This is a genomic window from Deinococcus sp. LM3, assembly GCF_002017875.1.
Taxonomy (GTDB): domain Bacteria; phylum Deinococcota; class Deinococci; order Deinococcales; family Deinococcaceae; genus Deinococcus.
In genome coordinates this window covers 1,664,604-1,681,173 of sequence record NZ_MUFV01000001.1, presented here as the reverse complement: position 1 = coordinate 1,681,173, position 16,570 = coordinate 1,664,604, and the positions used below count along the sequence as shown (strand labels likewise).

Sequence of the window (16,570 nt, the reverse complement as noted above, 5' to 3'; positions counted from 1 at the left end):
ATCACCCGAGATAATAGCGTTCGAAAAAAGCATACGTCATATTCCCATGTCACCACGCCACCTTTAATTATGCTACCCGTTCTATCTTCGGAGTCTTAATCGCGGCACTGCTCACGCGTTCGCCGTCGCATCCGCATGGGATCAAGGTGCGCCTGACGGGCGGGCAGGTTGGGCGTGTGCAGGCCGTGATCACGCCGGGCGAGTAGATCTCCCCTCCCGGTTGCACCTTCACCTACGGAAAATCCCTCGGTTGTTCTGCACACTGCGATCATGACGACTCTACGGGCGTGGCGCGGCGCAATCTTGGCAGGCTGTCTGCTGTTCGCGGGGGCGGGGGCGCATCAGCCGCTGTTCAATCCGGGCAGCGGCACGCGCGAAACGGCGTTCCGGGTGCCGCAGCCAAGCGTGTCGAAGGTCATCACCGTGCAGGGCCGCGCGGGCGGCCGCGACTGGTACGCCCTATCGACCGGAGCGGGCTTCCGGCTGGACGTGGCGGTGTTCGTCAGTTCGGCGTGCGACGCGGCTTACCGCCCTCGCCTGTGGCTGGTCGGGCCGGGCGTGCCGGTGGGTGCGGGGCAGCCGGAGTTCGTGCCGGACGGCTGGGGTGCGGTGGGCGTGTCCGGGCCGTACTCGGCGTACTCGGGGCATGGCGTGGTGGGGTGGCGCGGGCCGACGCTGGCGCGGACGCTGGGGGCCGGGACGCATTATCTGGTGCTGGAGCATGGCGCGCGGGGCGGGTGGTCGTTCATCTCGCTGGCGGGCGCGGAAGTGCCGGGCGGCACGCCGGAGGGCCGCGCGGCGCTGGGTCGCTTCGGGCGGTGCGGGGGGTAATGGGCGGCGGTGCAGGGTGGGCGTTCAGGTGTTCTTGGGCTTAGGTTCACAGGGTCGTATCGGGTACGTTCGGCGGGCCGGGTGTGGAGTCTGCTGGGGGAGTCAAGGCACTCCGCGCCGGGTGGGGTGCAGTCTTTTCTGGTGGGGCCGGTGGGCTGCGTGTTCGCGGCGGGCCGGTAGGGGTGGGGTTTATGAAACTGCATAACATTCTGTACGCGGCCGGGTTCGTTTCGATTCTGATCAGTGCCACGCAGTATTTCCAGAACGAGTCGTCCGATAAGGAACGCGACGGTCTGTTCGTGGGTCACTGGGCGCCGACGTTCTTCATCCTGGGCAAGATCGCCGAGGATAAGGCCCGCCTGAACCGCAGCCTGACGGAGTGATTCTGCTGGGGGGGTATTCCTCCCGGTCAGTCGCTTGGAACACGTAGAAACGGACCCCCCTGGTGTGGCGGGTCCGTTTCCGTGTGGCCTGAAGCTGTGGGGCCGGGTTCAATGGGGGGTGCTCAGTGAGGGGTGCGGGGGGCGCGGCGGGTGCGAGTCAGGCCCAGGCCCAGGCCGGTCAGCAGGCCGCCCAGCGCGGCCAGTCCGGCAGTGATCAGGACGTTGTTCAGGGGGCTGGGGAAGTTGGTGCTGCGGTTGGCGTTGGCCACGGCGTGCAACTGGTTGATGTCGATCACGTCCTTGCCGAGCAGGACGGCAGCGACCACCAGGAGAATCAGACCTACGGCCAGGGCAAGGCGGGACAGGAGTTGCATGACCCAGTGTATGCGGTTGGGCGTCTCCCGGTTCCCTGCTCTGGCCCTCTGCTCTGGCCGGGGTGCGTTGGTCGCACCGGGGTGACGTCCGGGCGCCGTCTACAGGCTCAGGGCGCGGGTGGTGGTGGGGACGCGCCAGAAGCCGCTGCTGGCCGTGACGAACAGGGTCTTTCCTTCCGGGCCGCCGAAGGCGACGTTGCTGACCGTCTCGGGGAACAGGATGCGGCCCAGCGGTTGTCCGGCTGGGGTCAGGACGTGCACGCCGTCGGCGGCGCTGCTCCAGATGCGGCCCGCCTCGTCGATGCGCAGGCCGTCGGTCTTGCCGGGACTGACCGTGAAGTGCAGGTCTTCCAGGGTCGCCTCGCCCTGCGGGGTGACGTGGTAGCGGTACGTGCCGGGGTTCTCGCCGGTGTCGGCCAGCAGCAGCGTGTCGGGGCTGGCGAAGGCCAGTCCGTTGGGTTTGTGCCGGTCGCGGATGGGGGCGGTCAGGGTGCCGTCCGGGCTCAGGCGGAACACCCAGCGGCCGGGAATTTCCATGGGTTCGCCGCGCCCGCCTTCCTCGGGTTTGTCGAGGCCGTAGGTGGGGTCGGTGAACCACAGGCTGCCGTCGGGGTGCGCGACCACGTCGTTCGGGGAGTTGAAGCGCGCTCCCTCGAAGCGGTCGGCCAGGGTGGTCCAGGTGCCGTCGTGTTCCTGCTGCAGCAGGGCGCGCTGTCCGTGCGAGCAGGCGATCAGGCGGCCCTGGGCGTCCAGGGTGTGGCCATTCTGGTAGTCGCTGGGGTTCAGTTCCTCCAGCAGCTGTCCGTCGTCGGTGTACGCCCAGGTGCGGTTCTGGCGGACGTCGCTGTAGATCACGCGTTGCCGGGCGGGGACGTAGGTGGGGCCCTCGGTCCAGGTGTGGCCGCTGCCGAGCTGTTCGGGCGCGGCGCCGGGCGGGAACAGCGCGTGGAAGTCCGGGTGGGTGGCCTGAAGGGCGGGGTGCCGGTCGGGGGTCATGCGTTCATGGTGACGGGTGCCGGGCGGGGCCGGGTGGGGGTCGTGTGAACGGGTGTGCATGTCGGCCGCTTCAGGGCGGTGGGTGGGCGGTTACGCACGCGGGAACAAATTCCGGTGGGTGCGGATGCCAATGCGGCGCGCGGGGGGCAGTATGCTGAGGCGTTATGACGCAGTCGCAGACGATCATGTCGGGTGGGAACGCGGCCTTTATCGAGGGCCTGTACGAGGCGTACCTGGCTGACCCGCAGAGTGTGGATCCCGAGTGGCGCTCCTACTTCGATGAACTTCGTGGTGGGGCGCAGGAAACGCCTCATTCCGCCATTCAGCAGGCGTTCTACGAGCTGGGAACGCAGCGCCGGGGCGGCGCGGTGGTGCCGGCGCCGCAGGGGGTCAGTGGGGCGCAGCAGGCGGCGGGGGCGCTGATCACGGCGTACCGCGTGTACGGGCACATCAGCGCGCGCACCAACCCGCTGACCATCCGGGGCCTGCCGGTCGTGCCGGAACTGACGCCCGAGTACTACGGGCTGTCGGCAGCGGACCTGAACGAGCATGTGCAGGACGGGCCGTTCAGCGGGCCGCTGCGGGACGTGATCGCGCAGCTGCACGACACGTACTGCGGGCCGATCGGGTTCGAGTTCAACTACCTGCCCGCCAACGAGCGCGCGTGGTTCCAGGCGCGGGTGGAAGCCCACCGGGGGCGCGGGGCGTACTCGGCGGAGGAACGCCGGCGCTTCATGTACAAGCTGAATGCCGCCGAGGGCCTGGAACTGTACCTGAAGAACAAGTATCCGGGCGTCAAGCGCTTCGGTCTGGAAGGCGGCGAGAGTTTCATCACGCTGCTGGACCGCGTGATTCAGCAGGCCGGGGCGCAGGGCGTGAAGGAAGTCGTGATCGGCATGGCGCACCGTGGCCGCCTGAACACGCTGGTGAACATCTTCGGCAAGCCCGCGAGCGTGCTGTTCGAGGAGTTCGACGGCAAGAAGAAACTCAGTGACGATCCGGACGTGGCGGGCGATGTGAAGTACCACATGGGGTACTCCAGCGACGTGCGCACGCCGGGCGGCCCGATGCACCTGGCGCTGGCCTTCAACCCCAGCCACCTGGAGATCGTGGCGCCGGTCGTGCACGGCAGCGTCCGCGCGCGTCAGGACCGCCGGGGCGACGAGTCGCGCCGCAGCGTGCTGCCCATCACGGTGCACGGTGACGCGGCCGTGAGCGGGCAGGGCGTGGTCATGGAGACCCTGAACCTGTCGCGCCTGCGTGGGTTCGCCACGGGCGGCGCGGTGCGCATCGTGATCAACAACCAGGTGGGCTTCACGATCAGCGATCCGCGTGACACGCGCAGCAGCCGCTACTGCACCGACGTGGCGAAGATCGCGAACGCGCCGGTGCTGCACGTGAACGGCGACGACCCCGAGGCAGTGGCGTTCGCGGGGGATCTGGCGCTCGCGTACCGTCAGGAGTTCGGCAAGGACGTGTTCGTGGACCTGATCTGCTTCCGCCGCAACGGGCACAACGAGGGCGACGAGCCGCGCATGACGCAGCCGATCATGTACCGCGAGATCGACAAGCATCCGGGCACGCGCGCGCTGTACGCGGCGCGTCTGGAGCAGGCGGGCGTGCTGCAACCGGGCGAGGGCGACCAGCTGGTCGAGGAGTACCGTGACCGCCTGGACCGCGCCGAGCCGGTCGTGACCGAGATGGAGAACCTCGCGCAGAGCAAACTGGCGGTGGACTGGTCCGGGTACACGAACACCCGCTGGCAGGACGAGGTGTCCACGGCCGTCAGCGCCGGGAAGCTGGGCGAGCTGGGCGCGAAGCTGGCGGCGGTGCCCGAGGGCTTCCGGGTGCACCGGACCATCGAGCGCACCGTGATCAAGCCGCGTCAGGCGATGGCCAGGGGCGAGCAGCCGCTCGACTGGGGCATGGGCGAGATGCTGGCGTACGCGACCCTGCTGGACGAGGGGTACGGCGTGCGGCTGGTCGGTCAGGACAGCGGGCGCGGCACGTTCGTGCACCGTCACGCGGTCCTGCACGATCAGGACGCCCAAGACCCCATGAACGAGGAGTACATGGCGCTGGCGCATCTGCGTGACGGGCAGGGCAAGGTGGAAGTCATCGATTCCACGCTGTCCGAGGAGGCCGTCATGGCCTTCGAGTACGGGTACTCGACCAGCGAACCGAACGCGCTGATCGCCTGGGAAGCGCAGTTCGGGGACTTCGCGAACGGCGCGCAGACGGTCATCGATCAGTTCCTGTCGGCCGGTGAGAGCAAGTGGCAGCGCCTGAGCGGCCTGACGCTGCTGCTCCCGCACGGGTACGAGGGCGCCGGTCCCGAGCACAGCAGCGCCCGCCTGGAGCGGTACCTTCAGCTGTGCGCGCAGAAGAATATGCAGGTCGTGGTGCCCAGCAGCGCCGCGCAGATCTTCCACCTGCTGCGCCGTCAGGTGCTGCGCCCGTACCGCAAGCCCCTGATCGTCATGACGCCCAAGAGCCTGCTGCGCAACAAGGCCGCCATGAGCCCCCTGTCGGACCTGACGGACGGCCGTTTCCACGAGGTCATCGGGGACGCCGAGGTCACGGGCGCGCGGCGCGTGGTGATCAGCAGCGGCAAACTGCACTGGGAACTCGTGGACGCCCGCAACGCGGACGCCGAAGGGTACGCCGGCACGGCGCTGGTCCGCCTGGAGCAGCTGTACCCCTTCCCGGCCGAGGCGCTGGCCGCCGAACTGGCCCGCCATCCCGGCGCGCACGTCGTGTGGGCCCAGGAAGAGCCGCAGAACCAGGGCGCGTGGCTGATGATCTGGGAGGACCTGGAGAAAGTCCTGGCCCCCGGTCAGACGCTGAGCAGCTCCACCCGCCCGCGCAGCGCCAGCACTGCCGCCGGGTACGCCAGCGTCCACGCGCGCGAGCAGGCAAAGGTGATCGCGGACGCGCTGGGCGAGAAACTGGACCGCGCCGTGGTCGAGGATCAGAAGGACCTCGCCGAGACGGCCAAGCAGCAGGGCTGACCACCGAGGGCTGAGCCACCGCCCCCCATCACGGAAAGTCACGCCCCCCGGTGCCCGCGCAGGTGCCGGGGGGCGTTCATGTCCGGGTGACCGGCGGGGGTGCGGGGTGCGTCCCCAGCCCAGTCACAGCCCCCGAGGGGGTATAACTGAGGGCGTTATGGCGGACATCAAAGTTCCTGTTTTTTCCGAGTCGGTCAGCGAGGGTACGCTGCTGACGTGGCACAAGAAGCCCGGCGACACCGTGAAGCGCGGCGAGGTGCTGGCCGAGATCGAGACTGACAAGGTGGTGCTGGAGGTCACGGCGTTGCAGGACGGCGTGCTGGTCAGCATTGCCAAGCAGGAGGGCGACACGGTCCTCAGCGAGGAGACGCTCGGCGTGGTCGGGGATGCGGGCAGCGCGCCCGCCCCGGCCGCCGACGCGGCTCCTGCTCCCGCAGCGGTCCCGGCGGCCACCACCGCTCCGGCCGACGCCGGTCACGAGGCGACCCGCCGCGACGACCTGTCGCCCGCCGTGCGCAAGGTGGTCGTCGAGAACGGCCTGAACCCCGCGCAGATTCCCGCGACCGGCCCGAAGGGCAACATCACCAAGGCCGACGCGCTGGGCGCCGTGGGTCAACAGGCGGGCCAGCCCGCTGCCCAGGCGGCTGCGCCCGCTCAGGCGGCCGTGGCGGTCCCGGCCGGCGCGCGCCCCGAGCAGCGCGTGCCCATGACCCGCATCCGTCAGCGCATCAGTGAGCGCCTGAAGGACGTGCAGAACACGGCGGCGATCCTGACCACCTTCAACGAGGTGAACATGCAGCCCGCCATGGACCTGCGCAAGCGGTACCAGGATCAGTTCGTGGCGAAGCACGGCGTGAAACTGGGCTTCATGAGCCTGTTCGTGCGCGCCGCGACCGAGGCCCTCAAGGCCTTCCCGGTCGTGAACGCCAGCGTGGACGGCAAGGACATCATCTACCACGGCTTCTACGACATCGGCATCGCGGTCGCCAGTGACCGTGGGCTGGTCGTGCCGATCCTGCGTGACACCGACCAGATGAGCCTCGCCGGGATCGAGAAGGCCATCGGCGGCTTCGCGCAGAAAGCCAAGGCCGGCAAGCTGACCCTGGAAGACATGAGTGGCGGCACGTTCAGCATCACGAACGGCGGCACCTTCGGCTCCATGATGAGCACGCCCATCATCAACGCCCCGCAGAGCGCCATCCTGGGCATGCACAACATCATCGAGCGTCCGATCGCGCAGAACGGACAGGTCGTGATCGCCCCCATGATGTACATCGCCCTGAGCTACGACCACCGCATCATCGACGGCAAGGAAGCCGTGCAGTTCCTCGTGACCATCAAGAACCTGCTGGAAGACCCGGCGCGGATGCTGCTGGAACTGTAAGTCGGGTTGATGGTTGAAAGTTGATGGTCGATGGAAGGGACTTTCCCACTCCATCGACCATCAACTTTCGACTGTTCACTCCTCGCCCCTGCCCGCGTCCGTCAGGCTTCTGCCAGAGTGCGTTTTCTACCCTGTGGCCCATGAGTTTAGAGGGGCGCTTGGGTGGATTGACGGACGCACTGACCCTGCAGGGCCAGTGGGACGGCGCGCGGCTGACGGCGCGCGTGGGAGGCTTCACGGCGGGCACGGACGTGCAGGTGTGGCTGGAAGCGCCGGGACTGGCGGGCCGCGTGGGCGGGATCACGCAGGGCTTCGACCTGCGCGCCGCGATCGAGGCGGGCGTGATGCGCGTGCGGCTGGGCGGCGTGACGGACGGCGTGGACGTGACCCTGAACTTCACGCCGGACGGCGCGGCCGGGCGGTACGGGAACTTCACGCAGGGGCATGACGTGACGCTGCGGCACTACGAGGGCGAGGTGCGCGGGCGGCTGGGGTCGTTCACGCGGGGCGTGGAGGTCCGCATGGACCTGAACGGCGTGCCGTTCCCGCTGGGCGCGCTGCTGAGCGTGTGTGCGCTGCGGCTGTGGCTGGCGCAGGGGCGGCCCCTGACCGCCTCCCGCTGACCCGGCCCCCGCCCCGGTCACGCCGCCCGGCGCGGCCGATCACGGGCCGATCATGGGGCGGATGGTGAACTGCACTCCAGAGAAGACCGGGTTCTCTCCGGCGCGACCGCTGCGCGCCCCCGGCCTTCAGGGAGACCACCATGATCCGGATCCGCTCCGCCGCTCTGCTCGCCCTGTCCGTGACCCTGTGCGCCGATCTGGGCCGCGCCCACGCCCAGAACAGCGTCAACGTGAACCTGCAGAACCTGCAACCCGTCCGGATCGCGGACCTGCAACTGAACGTCCTGCGGCTGAACACGGCGCAGTTCCAGCAGGCCATTCAGGCGCCGAACGTCCTGCAACTGAACCTCAACGACCTGCCGGCCCGCATCCAGGCGCGCGACGTGGCCGTCACGCGCGGCATCGGGCTGGCGGGGCGACTGGCGGCCGGCGCGGACCTGCGGGCCGACATCGGCCGGGCCGTGCTGACCCTGCCGCGCGGCCTGACCGTGCCCGCGCAGGTGCAGTTGCGGGACGGCGCACGCCAGGAGGTGCTGCTGTTCGGGCAGGACACCGTCGCCCTGAGTGTCGCGCAGGCCGAGGAGGACAGCGCCCGCAACCGGGGCGAGCTGCTGCGGTCCTTCGGGATCAGCGAGCAGGCGCCCCTGCCCGCCGACCTGCAACCCCGTGGGCAGGCCGCGCCCGGCAGCGCCGCCGCGCCCACGGCAACCGGCCTCGCCGCGAAGATCGGCACGCAGATCGACCCGAACGTCCTGCTGCGCCCACCCCTGATCCGTAACGTGCTGCCCACGCCGTCCCAGCCGGGCCAGGAGCAGGGGGACGGCGGGTCGGCGGCCCCCAGGGACGGCGCGTGCCGGTTCACGCCCACCAACGCCCTGTTCGGGCAGCTGCGCGGCTCGAACATCGGCCTGATCACCACCATCAAGAACCAGGGAGCGCGCGGCACCTGCATGGCCTTCGCGTACACCAGCGCCCTGGAAAGCCTGATCGCGCGCCGCCGGGGGACCCGCATGAACCTCAGCGAGCAGTACGCGTACTACTGGCTGCGCGGCGACGACGGCGTGCTGGGCGACGGGGCCGGCTGGGGGGATTTCAGTGACGCCATCAGCCGCGCCCGCATGATTCCCTACGAGACCGCGTGGCGGTACAACCCGTCACCGAACCGCGTGCGCCTCCCGGCCGACACCAGCAAACCCATCACGGAATTCCGGAACTCCTGCCTGAACTACCCGGATCAGGCGTGCAGCGACACCACCGCGCAGGCGCAACTGGTCTGCCAGGGCGGCACGAACAACTGCGCCTGGAAACCCGAGTACGCGGCGGGCGGCGGCGTGAACTCCTTCCGGCCCACGCGCGGCAACGAGGTCTGGGCCAGCCTGGGCGGCATGCCCTTCGCGGACGTGAACGTCACCCGCGCCTACCGCCGGAACATGATGCGCAGCATGCTCGACCGGGGCGACCAGCTGATCCTGGGCTTCACGGTGGACCCGGCCTTCGATTCCATCGGCGCCAACGGTCAGCCGAACCTGTCCCTGATGGGCGGCAGGGCGCGCGGCGGGCACGCCGTTCACATCGTCGGGTACGTGAACACCGGCACGCGCACGTTCAACAACGTGCAGTACCGGGTCGGGCCGGGCACCGTGAATTTCGGCACACTGTCCTTCCCGACCGGCGTGTGGGTGATCAAGAACTCCTGGAGTTGCGGTTTCGGGGACGGCGGGTACGCGTACCTGCCCGACGCCTTCCTGGATCAGGAAACCTGGGGGGTGTTCAACCTGCCGGCCGGCGCGGTCGCCAGCGACATGCCCGGCTTCTGAACGCAACGCACGAACAGGGGGCCGCAGCGCGACTGGCTGCGGCCCCCTTCTGCGAGCGGGTCGTTACTCGACGGTGACGCTCTTGGCGAGGTTGCGGGGTTTGTCCACGTCCTTGCCCAGCGCGGTGGCCGTGAAGTACGCGAGCAGCTGCATGGCGACGGCGTTCACGACGGGGCTGACCATCTCGTGCGCGCGGGGGACGTAGATCACGTCGTCGCCGTGGCGGGCGTTCTCGGTGTCGCCGTCGCTGAGGAACAGGATGACCTTGCCGGCGCGGGCGCGGACTTCCTGCACGTTGCTGATGGTCTTTTCCAGCAGGCGGCTCTCGGTGGCGATCACGGCGACCGGCAGGTTCTCGTCGATCAGGGCGATGGGGCCGTGCTTCATCTCGCCGGCTGCGTACGCCTCGGCGTGGATGTAGCTGATCTCCTTGAGTTTCAGGGCGCCCTCGTAGGCGGTGGGGCTGTTCACGCCGCGCCCCAGGAACAGGTAGTCGCGGGCCGTAGCGTACTTCTCGGCGACTTCCTTGATGCGCGCCACGCGTTCGGGGGCCAGGGCTTCCTCGACCAGGCGGGGCAGTTCGCGCGCGGCCTTCAGCAGCTCGGCGCCCTGCTCCTCGCTGAGGGTGCCACGGGCGCGGCCCAGCCACAGGGCCAGCATCAGGAACGCGCTGACCATGCTGGTGTACGCCTTGGTGCTGGCGACGCCGATCTCGGGTCCGGCGTGGATGTACAGCGTGTCGTCGAGTTCGCGGGTCATGGAGCTGCCCTTGGCGTTGATGACGCCCAGGGTCTTCGCGCCGAACTTCTTGGCCTCGCGCAGCGCCTCGAGGGTGTCGATGGTCTCGCCGCTCTGGGACACGACGATGGCCAGGGTGTTCTCGCTGACCAGCGGGTCGCGGTAGCGGTACTCGCTGGCGACGTCCACCTCGACCGGGATGCGGGCGAGCTGTTCGATCAGGTACTCGCCGACCAGTCCGGCGTAGAAGGCGGTGCCGCACGCGATGATGGAAATCCGCTTGAAGGAGCCGGGGTCGAGGTTGATGTCGAGGTTGACCTCGCCGGTCTCGTCGTGCAGGCGGCCGATCAGGGTGTTGGTCAGCGCCTGGGGCTGCTCGTAGATCTCCTTGAGCATGTACGTGTCGAACCCGCCCTTCTCGGCGGCCTCGGCGTCCCATTCGATGTGCTCGATGGTGCGCTGCTGCGGGTTGCCCGCCAGGTCCATGACGCGGAAGCCGTCGTCGTTCAGGACGACCATGTCGCCGTCGTGCAGGAACACCATGTTGCGGGTGTAGGCCAGCAGGGCGGGCACGTCGGACGCCAGGAACATCTCGCCCTCGCCGACGCCCATCACGAGCGGACTGACGGTGCGGGCCGCGACGATCTCGCGGTGGTCGACGTGCGTGACGACGATGCCGTACGCGCCGCGCACCTGCGCCAGCGCCGCGCGGACCGCCTCTTCGAGGTTGCCCGTGTAGGCTTCCTCGATCAGGTGGGCCAGCACTTCACTGTCGGTCTCGCTCTTGAACTGGTGGCCGCGCCCCTGGAGGCCCTCTTTGAGGTTCAGGTAGTTCTCGATGATGCCGTTGTGAATGATCACGATGCGGCCGTCCTCGGTGGCGTGCGGGTGGGCGTTCGTGTCGTTCGGCAGGCCGTGCGTGGCCCAGCGGGTGTGCCCGATGCCCAGCGAACCGCTCATGGGCTGGCCGTCGAGGAGGGTGCTGAGGTTCTCGAGTTTCCCGGCCTTCTTCTTCACGTCGATGCATTCGCCGTCATGGATGGCGATGCCGGCGCTGTCGTAGCCGCGGTACTCGAGTTTGGCGAGGCCGGAGATCAGAACTTCCTGGGCTTGACGGGGGCCGATGTATCCAACGATTCCACACATGGTGACTCCATCCCGCCGTCGGCGCGGGGGCCGGGCGGGGGTGCCTGTCTTGGTTTGGGGTTCGTCGTGCGCGGCCTTATGCCCACGTTGCCGTGGGGGTTATCGCCGCGCTTCCCGCTCCCGTGAGGAAGCGGCGGGTAGGCGCCCGACGCGCGCCTGGAGGCATCCGCAGATTGCTCGCTGACCTCCACCTCGTCTCCCCCGCGTGTGGGCGGGGGCCTTGCGCTGCCCTGTTTGTGTGAACCGGACACCAGCGGTTCGCCCCGCAGCATAGCGCGCCGCCCGGACGTGCGTCACATGAGTATGTCACTCACGCGGATTGCGGGCGTCCGGGCGGCGCAGTTGGAAGGAATGCTCAATGCCCCGCCTGGACGGCCGGACATGCCACGCGGCGGTCCTTGCTAGGATGGGCGCGGACGTGCCCGGCGTCCGGCTGGCGAGTTCGGCGTGACGGACCGGTACCGGGCGGACAGCTCCCTCACGGCTGAACCAGAGCAAGTGACGTATCACCATCAGAAGGACACGGAAACCATCATGCCCACCTACCTGTACAAGAACATCGAAACCGGCGAGATCTACGAGTTGCAGCAGAGCATGCGTGACGAGGCCTACACCACGCACCCCCAGACGGGCGTGCCGGTCAAGCGCGTCCTGGCGCGGCCCGGCATTGCCTTCAAGGGCAGCGGGTTCTACGTGACCGATTCCCGTCCCAAGGGCGGCGAGGGCGGCGGCGGCGAGTGACCCCCGAACGCACCCCGGACACCGCGCCGGGCTTCCGGCCGGCCACCCTCCGGAACCGGGCCCTGCAGGTCCTGGGGGTGGCCCTGCTGCTGGGCGGCGCGGTCACGGGCGCGTATGTCACGGGGCGCGTCAGTGCCGAGCGGGCGCTGGTCACCCCGGACGAGATCAACACGGTCGAGGTCGCGCAGAAGGCCCTGCAGGCCGTGGTGCGGATCGACAACCGGCTTCAGCGTGAGCAGCTTCAGACCGGCGACGATCCCATCGAGACCGGCACCGGCTTCTTCTACAAGAAGGACCTGATCGTCACGAACTACCACGTCGTGCAGTACCAGGAGTCCCTGAGTGTCACGCTGTTCAACGGGCGGCGCGTTCCGGCGCGGCTGGAGGGCGTCGATCCGGGCATCGACATCGCGATCCTGCGCGTGACCGGCGTCACGGCCCCCGCCACCCTGAGTTTCGGGTCGAGTGCGCGCCTGATTCCGGGGCAGAAGCTGATCACGCTGGGCACGCCGTTCCGCATTCAGAACTTCGTGGCGAGCGGCGTGTTCAGCGTGGCCGCCAGCGCCCGCGACGTGCCCCGCAACGACCAGCTGGGCGGCGAGATCAGCCAGTACCTGACCACCACTGCCAGCGTGCAGCAGGGCAACAGCGGCGGGCCGGTGCTGGACTCGCGCGGGGCAGTCGTGGGTGTCGCGGACCTGAACGCCGCGCCGAACGCCCTGGTGCCCGGCACGGTCGGGATCGCCATTCCGGGCGACCTGGTCAAGCAGAGCCTGGACGACCTGGAGAAGATCGGGGTTCCGCAGCGCGGCACGCTGGGCGTGACCATGGTGGACCTGGAGAACCTGGACCCGGCGCTGCGGCAGCTGGCGGGCCTGAACAGTTCCGAGGGCGCGCTGGTGGATCAGGTGCCGGCCGGGACGGCCGCCGCGCGTGCGGGCCTGCGCGGCAGCCTGCGCAACAGCAAGGATCAGCTGCTCGCGCCGCTGGGTGACGTCATCATCGCGGTGAACGGACAGCGCGTGCGGGACTCGTTCGACGTGATCCGGCTGGTCGCCACCAAGCGCCCCGGTCAGACCGTCACGCTGAAAGTCTGGCGCAACCGGCAGGAAGTGGACGTGAAGGTCACGCTGCTCAAACGCACCCTGCAGTAAGGGTTGATGGTGAACGGTTGATGGTTGATGGACGGGGCACTTCCCCTCTGCCGACCATCGACCGTTGACTGTTGACCGTTCATCCCTGTCCTTCCTCGCGGGCCGGACCTCTGGCAATCTTGACCGCAAAGTGATATCACTTTGATAGTCACCTGAGATCGGCCCGGAGGTTCCACCATGAACGAACTGCAACAGGCTCCCGTCCCCACCCCCAACGGCGGCGTCTCCACCCGCAGCGGCGTCTCCAGCGTCGAACGCGCCGCCTTCGGCCTGCCCGGCATCCCGGTGTTCCTGCTGTGGCTGCTGCTGTGCGGCCTGACCATCTGGACCTTCGTGGCCCGGCAACCGCTCCTGAGCGTTCCCCTGATCCTGGCCGTGATCTTCATGGTCGTGGGCTTCTTCATCGTGCAGCCCAACCAAGGGACCCTGATCACGCTGTTCGGCCGTTACGTGGGCACCGAACGTCGCAACGGCCTGTACTGGACCAACCCCCTGACCGTCCGCAAGAGCGTCAGTCTGAGAATCCACAACTTCAACTCCGAGCGGCTGAAGGTCAACGACCTGGCCGGGAACCCCATCGAGATCGCCGCCGTGATCGTCTGGCGGGTCGTGGACACCGCCCGCGCCGTGTTCGACGTCGAGGACTACAACGAGTTCGTCGCCATCCAGAGCGAGACGGCCCTGCGGCACCTCGCCAGCCAGTACCCCTACGACAACTACACCGACGACGCCATGAGCCTGCGCGGCAACGCCGACGAGATCGCCGACGCGCTGGCCACCGAACTCGCCACCCGCCTGCGCCACGCGGGCGTGGAAGTCTTGGAGGCGCGCCTGTCTCACCTCGCGTACTCCCCGGAAATCGCGGGCGCCATGCTTCAGCGCCAGCAGGCCAGCGCCATCATCGCGGCGCGCACCCAGATCGTGCAGGGCGCCGTCGGCATGGTCCAGATGGCCCTGAAGGAACTCAGTGAGCAGGACATCGTGCACCTCGACGAGGAACGCAAGGCGCAGATGGTCAGCAACCTGCTGGTCGTTCTCACCAGCGAACGCGGCACGCAGCCGGTCGTGAACGCCGGCAGCCTGTACTAGCCATGCCGCCGCGCAAGAATTTCCCCCTGCGCATCAGCCCGGAGCTGTACGCGGCGCTGGAACGATGGGCGGCAGACGACCTGCGCAGCGTGAACGCCCAGATCGAGTACCTCCTGACCCGCGCCGCACGGGACGCCGGGCGCCTGAAGGAGAAGAAGAAAGAGGACAGCGACTAGCAGACGGAGGATGGAACCCACCCCATCCTCCGTCTGCCGTTTACCCCCCCACGCCCCCCACCCGTGTCAAGGCGTTCATCCACCCTTGAGACTCGCGGGGGGCGCTATGCTCTGGCCTGTCATGTACGTTGTCGTCGAAGGGCCCATCGGGGTCGGGAAAACAAGCCTCGCCGGGCGCCTCGCCGCGCGTCACGGCGCCGAACTGAACCTGGAGATCGTCGAGGAGAACCCCTTCCTGGCGAAATTCTACGAGCAGCCCGAAGCGTTCTCGTTTCAGGTGCAGGCGTTCTTTCTGCTGTCGCGCTTCAAGCAGCTCTCGGCGCTGTGGCAGCCGGGCCTGTACAAGGGCAGCGTGGTCAGCGATTACCTGTTCGACAAGGACTTCATCTTCGCGTCCATGAACCTGCGCGACGCCGAGTTCGCGCTGTACGAGGACCTGTACTCGCACCTGTCGCCGCGCCTGCCCACCCCGGACCTCGTGGTGTACCTGCGCGCTGACACCGACGAACTGCTGCGCCGCATCGCGCTGCGCGGCCGTCCGTTCGAGCAGGACATGCAGGCCGCGTACCTCGCGGACCTGACCAGCCGGTACGACGAGTACTTCCGCACGTACCCGCACCCGCACGTGATCATCGACGCGGCCGGCATCGACTTCGTGAACAACCCGGACCACGAGCAGGACCTGATGGACCGCATCGACAGTGCCCTGCGCGACACGCAGGCGGCCGACTGATGTACCTCGCGATCTCCGGGAACATCGGCAGCGGCAAGAGCACCCTGACGCGCATGCTGGCCGACCGCTACGGCCTGCGCCCCGTGTACGAACCGTACGCCGACAACCCCTACCTGGAAGACTTCTACCGCGACATGCGGCAGTACTCGTTCCACTCGCAGGTGTACTTCCTGTCCCGGCGCCTGGAGCAGCACCTGAACCTCGTGACCGGCGCCCGCTACGTCATTCAGGACCGCACGGTGTTCGAGGACGCCAACATCTTCGCGCGCAACCTGTTCGAGAGCGGGCAGATGGCGCAGCGCGACTGGGACACCTACCTCAGCCTGTACGAGGGCGTGCTGAGCGCCCTGCGCGTCCCGGACCTGCTGATCCACATTGACGCCAGCCTGCCCACCCTGAAACGCCGCATCGCGCAGCGCGGCCGCGAGTACGAGCAGGCCATCCCCGAGGCGTACCTGGGCGGCCTGAACCGCCTGTACGACAGCTGGGTGACCGGCTTCGACGCCTGCCCGGTCGTGCGGGTTCCCGGCGATCAGCTGGACTTCGTGGCCGACCCGCAGGCCTTCGAATGGGTGTGCGCCCGCGTGCAGGCCAACGGCTTCGGCCTGCCGCTGCTGCGCTGACAGCAGCCCGCCTGAACCGCCGCCCGCGTGCAGACCTGAAGAGCCGGTCAGATCTGCGTGCGGGCGTTCCGCGTGCCCGCTACGCTGCGCACGTGACCCCGCCAACCTTCCGCCCCCGGCCCGCCCCACTGCTGTCCGTGCTGATGGGAGCCGCCCTGATGAGCGCCGCGCTGTCCCCGACCGCCGCCGCGCAGGGCGCCGCCCCCACCTCCAGCAGCGCCACCTCCAGCGCCGCGGCGCAGGCCGCCCGGCCCTGCCCCGACTGGCAGACCCTGGACCCGGCCAGCCTGCGGGCCGCGCAGGTCCGGGCCGAGCGCGCCACGTTCACGGACGCCGCCGGGCGCTCCCTGGGCCGCAGCGTGAACCGCGGCGAACGGCTCCTGCAGGGCCCCAGCGAGAACGGTCGGCGCTGCAGTTACGTGATCAGCGAGGCGTCCGTCACGGACCGTCAGGGCTACCTGTCGAACGCCTCGCTTCAGTCGGAGGCGACCGCCGCCACCCTGAACGGCCTCTGGACGAACGCCCGCGGCGACACCCTGAGCGTCCAGCGGCGCGAGAACCGACTGACCCTGCGTGGCGCGGCCCTGAACGGCGACGCCCTGCCAGACGAGGCGGGTCGCGCCTGGAACCTCGCGGACGGCCGCTGCGTCCAGCGCCTGACGCCGGTCGGGGCGTGGCTGATCGTGACGGCCGCGCCCGACTGCGCCGCGCCGGGCGGGCTGTTCATCCGCACCCGCTGACCCGGCCCGCC

Annotated in this window: 16 protein-coding genes and 1 pseudogene; 14 read left to right on the top strand and 3 right to left on the bottom strand. The window is 68.8% G+C overall.

Translation table 11 applies throughout. The features are described from left to right. Window positions 1–95 precede the first annotated feature (95 nt). The 3 genes and pseudogenes from BXU09_RS07925 to BXU09_RS07915 form a co-directional block, all read left to right on the top strand. Window positions 96–206 (top strand): annotated as a pseudogene (locus BXU09_RS07925) (DUF2196 domain-containing protein); the annotation flags it as partial. Window positions 207–270: 64 nt separating this feature from the next. Then, window positions 271–831: a hypothetical protein gene (locus tag BXU09_RS07920; protein ID WP_144012021.1), complete on the top strand. Its 561-nt coding sequence runs from the start codon at window positions 271–273 to the stop codon at window positions 829–831. Between the two features lie 191 nt (window positions 832–1,022). Next, window positions 1,023–1,214 (top strand): hypothetical protein, encoded by a 192-nt coding sequence (locus BXU09_RS07915; protein WP_078301700.1) that lies wholly within the window; start codon window positions 1,023–1,025, stop codon window positions 1,212–1,214. Window positions 1,215–1,336: 122 nt separating this feature from the next. On the opposite strand, the gene BXU09_RS07910 is transcribed toward BXU09_RS07915, so the two are convergent. Beyond that, window positions 1,337–1,588 (bottom strand): hypothetical protein, encoded by a 252-nt coding sequence (locus BXU09_RS07910; RefSeq protein WP_078301698.1) that lies wholly within the window; start codon window positions 1,586–1,588, stop codon window positions 1,337–1,339. Window positions 1,589–1,687: 99 nt separating this feature from the next. Beyond that, window positions 1,688–2,644 carry an SMP-30/gluconolactonase/LRE family protein gene (locus tag BXU09_RS07905; RefSeq protein WP_240501106.1) on the bottom strand — a complete coding sequence of 319 codons (957 nt, stop codon included), beginning with the start codon at window positions 2,642–2,644 and terminating at the stop codon, window positions 1,688–1,690. Between the two features lie 104 nt (window positions 2,645–2,748). On the opposite strand from BXU09_RS07905, the gene BXU09_RS07900 reads away from it, so the two are divergent. The 4 genes from BXU09_RS07900 (at window position 2,749) to BXU09_RS07885 (ending at window position 9,419) form a co-directional block, all read left to right on the top strand. Further along, the gene (locus tag BXU09_RS07900; protein WP_078301695.1) at window positions 2,749–5,595 is read left to right on the top strand and encodes a 2-oxoglutarate dehydrogenase E1 component; all 2,847 of its coding nucleotides are present in this window, start codon (window positions 2,749–2,751) and stop codon (window positions 5,593–5,595) included. A 157-nt stretch (window positions 5,596–5,752) separates the two neighbouring features. Beyond that, entirely contained in the window at window positions 5,753–6,979 is a 1,227-nt protein-coding gene (gene odhB, locus BXU09_RS07895; RefSeq protein ID WP_078301694.1) for a 2-oxoglutarate dehydrogenase complex dihydrolipoyllysine-residue succinyltransferase, read from the top strand. A 140-nt stretch (window positions 6,980–7,119) separates the two neighbouring features. Then, window positions 7,120–7,602 carry a hypothetical protein gene (locus BXU09_RS07890; RefSeq protein ID WP_078301692.1) on the top strand — a complete coding sequence of 161 codons (483 nt, stop codon included), beginning with the start codon at window positions 7,120–7,122 and terminating at the stop codon, window positions 7,600–7,602. A gap of 140 nt (window positions 7,603–7,742) precedes the next feature. Continuing rightward, window positions 7,743–9,419 (top strand): hypothetical protein, encoded by a 1,677-nt coding sequence (locus BXU09_RS07885; RefSeq protein WP_078301691.1) that lies wholly within the window; start codon window positions 7,743–7,745, stop codon window positions 9,417–9,419. 63 nt (window positions 9,420–9,482) lie between these two features. Here the strand turns inward: BXU09_RS07885 and glmS are convergent, their stop codons facing one another. After that, complete coding sequence (gene glmS, locus BXU09_RS07880) at window positions 9,483–11,303, bottom strand: glutamine--fructose-6-phosphate transaminase (isomerizing) (protein ID WP_078301689.1); 1,821 nt, start codon at window positions 11,301–11,303, stop codon at window positions 9,483–9,485. A 534-nt stretch (window positions 11,304–11,837) separates the two neighbouring features. Between glmS and BXU09_RS07875 the strand changes: the two genes are divergently transcribed. The 7 genes from BXU09_RS07875 (at window position 11,838) to BXU09_RS07850 (ending at window position 16,559) form a co-directional block, all read left to right on the top strand. Further along, window positions 11,838–12,044, top strand: coding sequence for a hypothetical protein (locus BXU09_RS07875; protein WP_055363626.1), 207 nt, complete (start codon window positions 11,838–11,840; stop codon window positions 12,042–12,044). A 62-nt stretch (window positions 12,045–12,106) separates the two neighbouring features. After that, window positions 12,107–13,198: a S1C family serine protease gene (locus BXU09_RS07870; RefSeq protein WP_078304861.1), complete on the top strand. Its 1,092-nt coding sequence runs from the start codon at window positions 12,107–12,109 to the stop codon at window positions 13,196–13,198. A gap of 177 nt (window positions 13,199–13,375) precedes the next feature. Next, a complete protein-coding gene (locus BXU09_RS07865; RefSeq protein WP_078301688.1) occupies window positions 13,376–14,287 on the top strand; it encodes an SPFH domain-containing protein in 912 nt (303 codons plus the stop codon). A gap of 2 nt (window positions 14,288–14,289) precedes the next feature. After that, the gene (locus BXU09_RS20920; RefSeq protein ID WP_168174571.1) at window positions 14,290–14,463 is read left to right on the top strand and encodes a hypothetical protein; all 174 of its coding nucleotides are present in this window, start codon (window positions 14,290–14,292) and stop codon (window positions 14,461–14,463) included. A gap of 121 nt (window positions 14,464–14,584) precedes the next feature. Continuing rightward, window positions 14,585–15,196: a deoxynucleoside kinase gene (locus BXU09_RS07860; protein WP_055363619.1), complete on the top strand. Its 612-nt coding sequence runs from the start codon at window positions 14,585–14,587 to the stop codon at window positions 15,194–15,196. Beyond that, window positions 15,196–15,819, top strand: a complete 624-nt coding sequence (locus BXU09_RS07855; protein WP_055363618.1) for a deoxynucleoside kinase — start codon at window positions 15,196–15,198, stop codon at window positions 15,817–15,819. The genes BXU09_RS07860 and BXU09_RS07855 overlap by 1 nt, the downstream gene beginning before the upstream one ends. 92 nt (window positions 15,820–15,911) lie before the next feature. Further along, a complete protein-coding gene (locus tag BXU09_RS07850) occupies window positions 15,912–16,559 on the top strand; it encodes a hypothetical protein (RefSeq protein ID WP_144012020.1) in 648 nt (215 codons plus the stop codon). Window positions 16,560–16,570 lie beyond the last annotated feature (11 nt).

Excerpts from the sequence above, each read along its gene's own strand:
- BXU09_RS07875 (WP_055363626.1), top strand. The coding sequence starts at position 11,838 with ATGCCCACCTACCTGTACAAGAACATCGAAACCGGCGAGATCTACGAG.
- BXU09_RS07865 (WP_078301688.1), top strand. The coding sequence starts at position 13,376 with ATGAACGAACTGCAACAGGCTCCCGTCCCCACCCCCAACGGCGGCGTC.
- BXU09_RS07915 (WP_078301700.1), top strand. The coding sequence starts at position 1,023 with ATGAAACTGCATAACATTCTGTACGCGGCCGGGTTCGTTTCGATTCTG.
- BXU09_RS07885 (WP_078301691.1), top strand. The coding sequence starts at position 7,743 with ATGATCCGGATCCGCTCCGCCGCTCTGCTCGCCCTGTCCGTGACCCTG.
- BXU09_RS07920 (WP_144012021.1), top strand. The coding sequence starts at position 271 with ATGACGACTCTACGGGCGTGGCGCGGCGCAATCTTGGCAGGCTGTCTG.
- BXU09_RS20920 (WP_168174571.1), top strand. The coding sequence starts at position 14,290 with ATGCCGCCGCGCAAGAATTTCCCCCTGCGCATCAGCCCGGAGCTGTAC.
- BXU09_RS07905 (WP_240501106.1), bottom strand. The coding sequence starts at position 2,644 with ATGCACACCCGTTCACACGACCCCCACCCGGCCCCGCCCGGCACCCGT.
- BXU09_RS07910 (WP_078301698.1), bottom strand. The coding sequence starts at position 1,588 with ATGCAACTCCTGTCCCGCCTTGCCCTGGCCGTAGGTCTGATTCTCCTG.
- glmS (WP_078301689.1), bottom strand. The coding sequence starts at position 11,303 with ATGTGTGGAATCGTTGGATACATCGGCCCCCGTCAAGCCCAGGAAGTT.
- BXU09_RS07860 (WP_055363619.1), top strand. The coding sequence starts at position 14,585 with ATGTACGTTGTCGTCGAAGGGCCCATCGGGGTCGGGAAAACAAGCCTC.
- BXU09_RS07890 (WP_078301692.1), top strand. The coding sequence starts at position 7,120 with ATGAGTTTAGAGGGGCGCTTGGGTGGATTGACGGACGCACTGACCCTG.
- BXU09_RS07900 (WP_078301695.1), top strand. The coding sequence starts at position 2,749 with ATGACGCAGTCGCAGACGATCATGTCGGGTGGGAACGCGGCCTTTATC.
- BXU09_RS07855 (WP_055363618.1), top strand. The coding sequence starts at position 15,196 with ATGTACCTCGCGATCTCCGGGAACATCGGCAGCGGCAAGAGCACCCTG.
- odhB (WP_078301694.1), top strand. The coding sequence starts at position 5,753 with ATGGCGGACATCAAAGTTCCTGTTTTTTCCGAGTCGGTCAGCGAGGGT.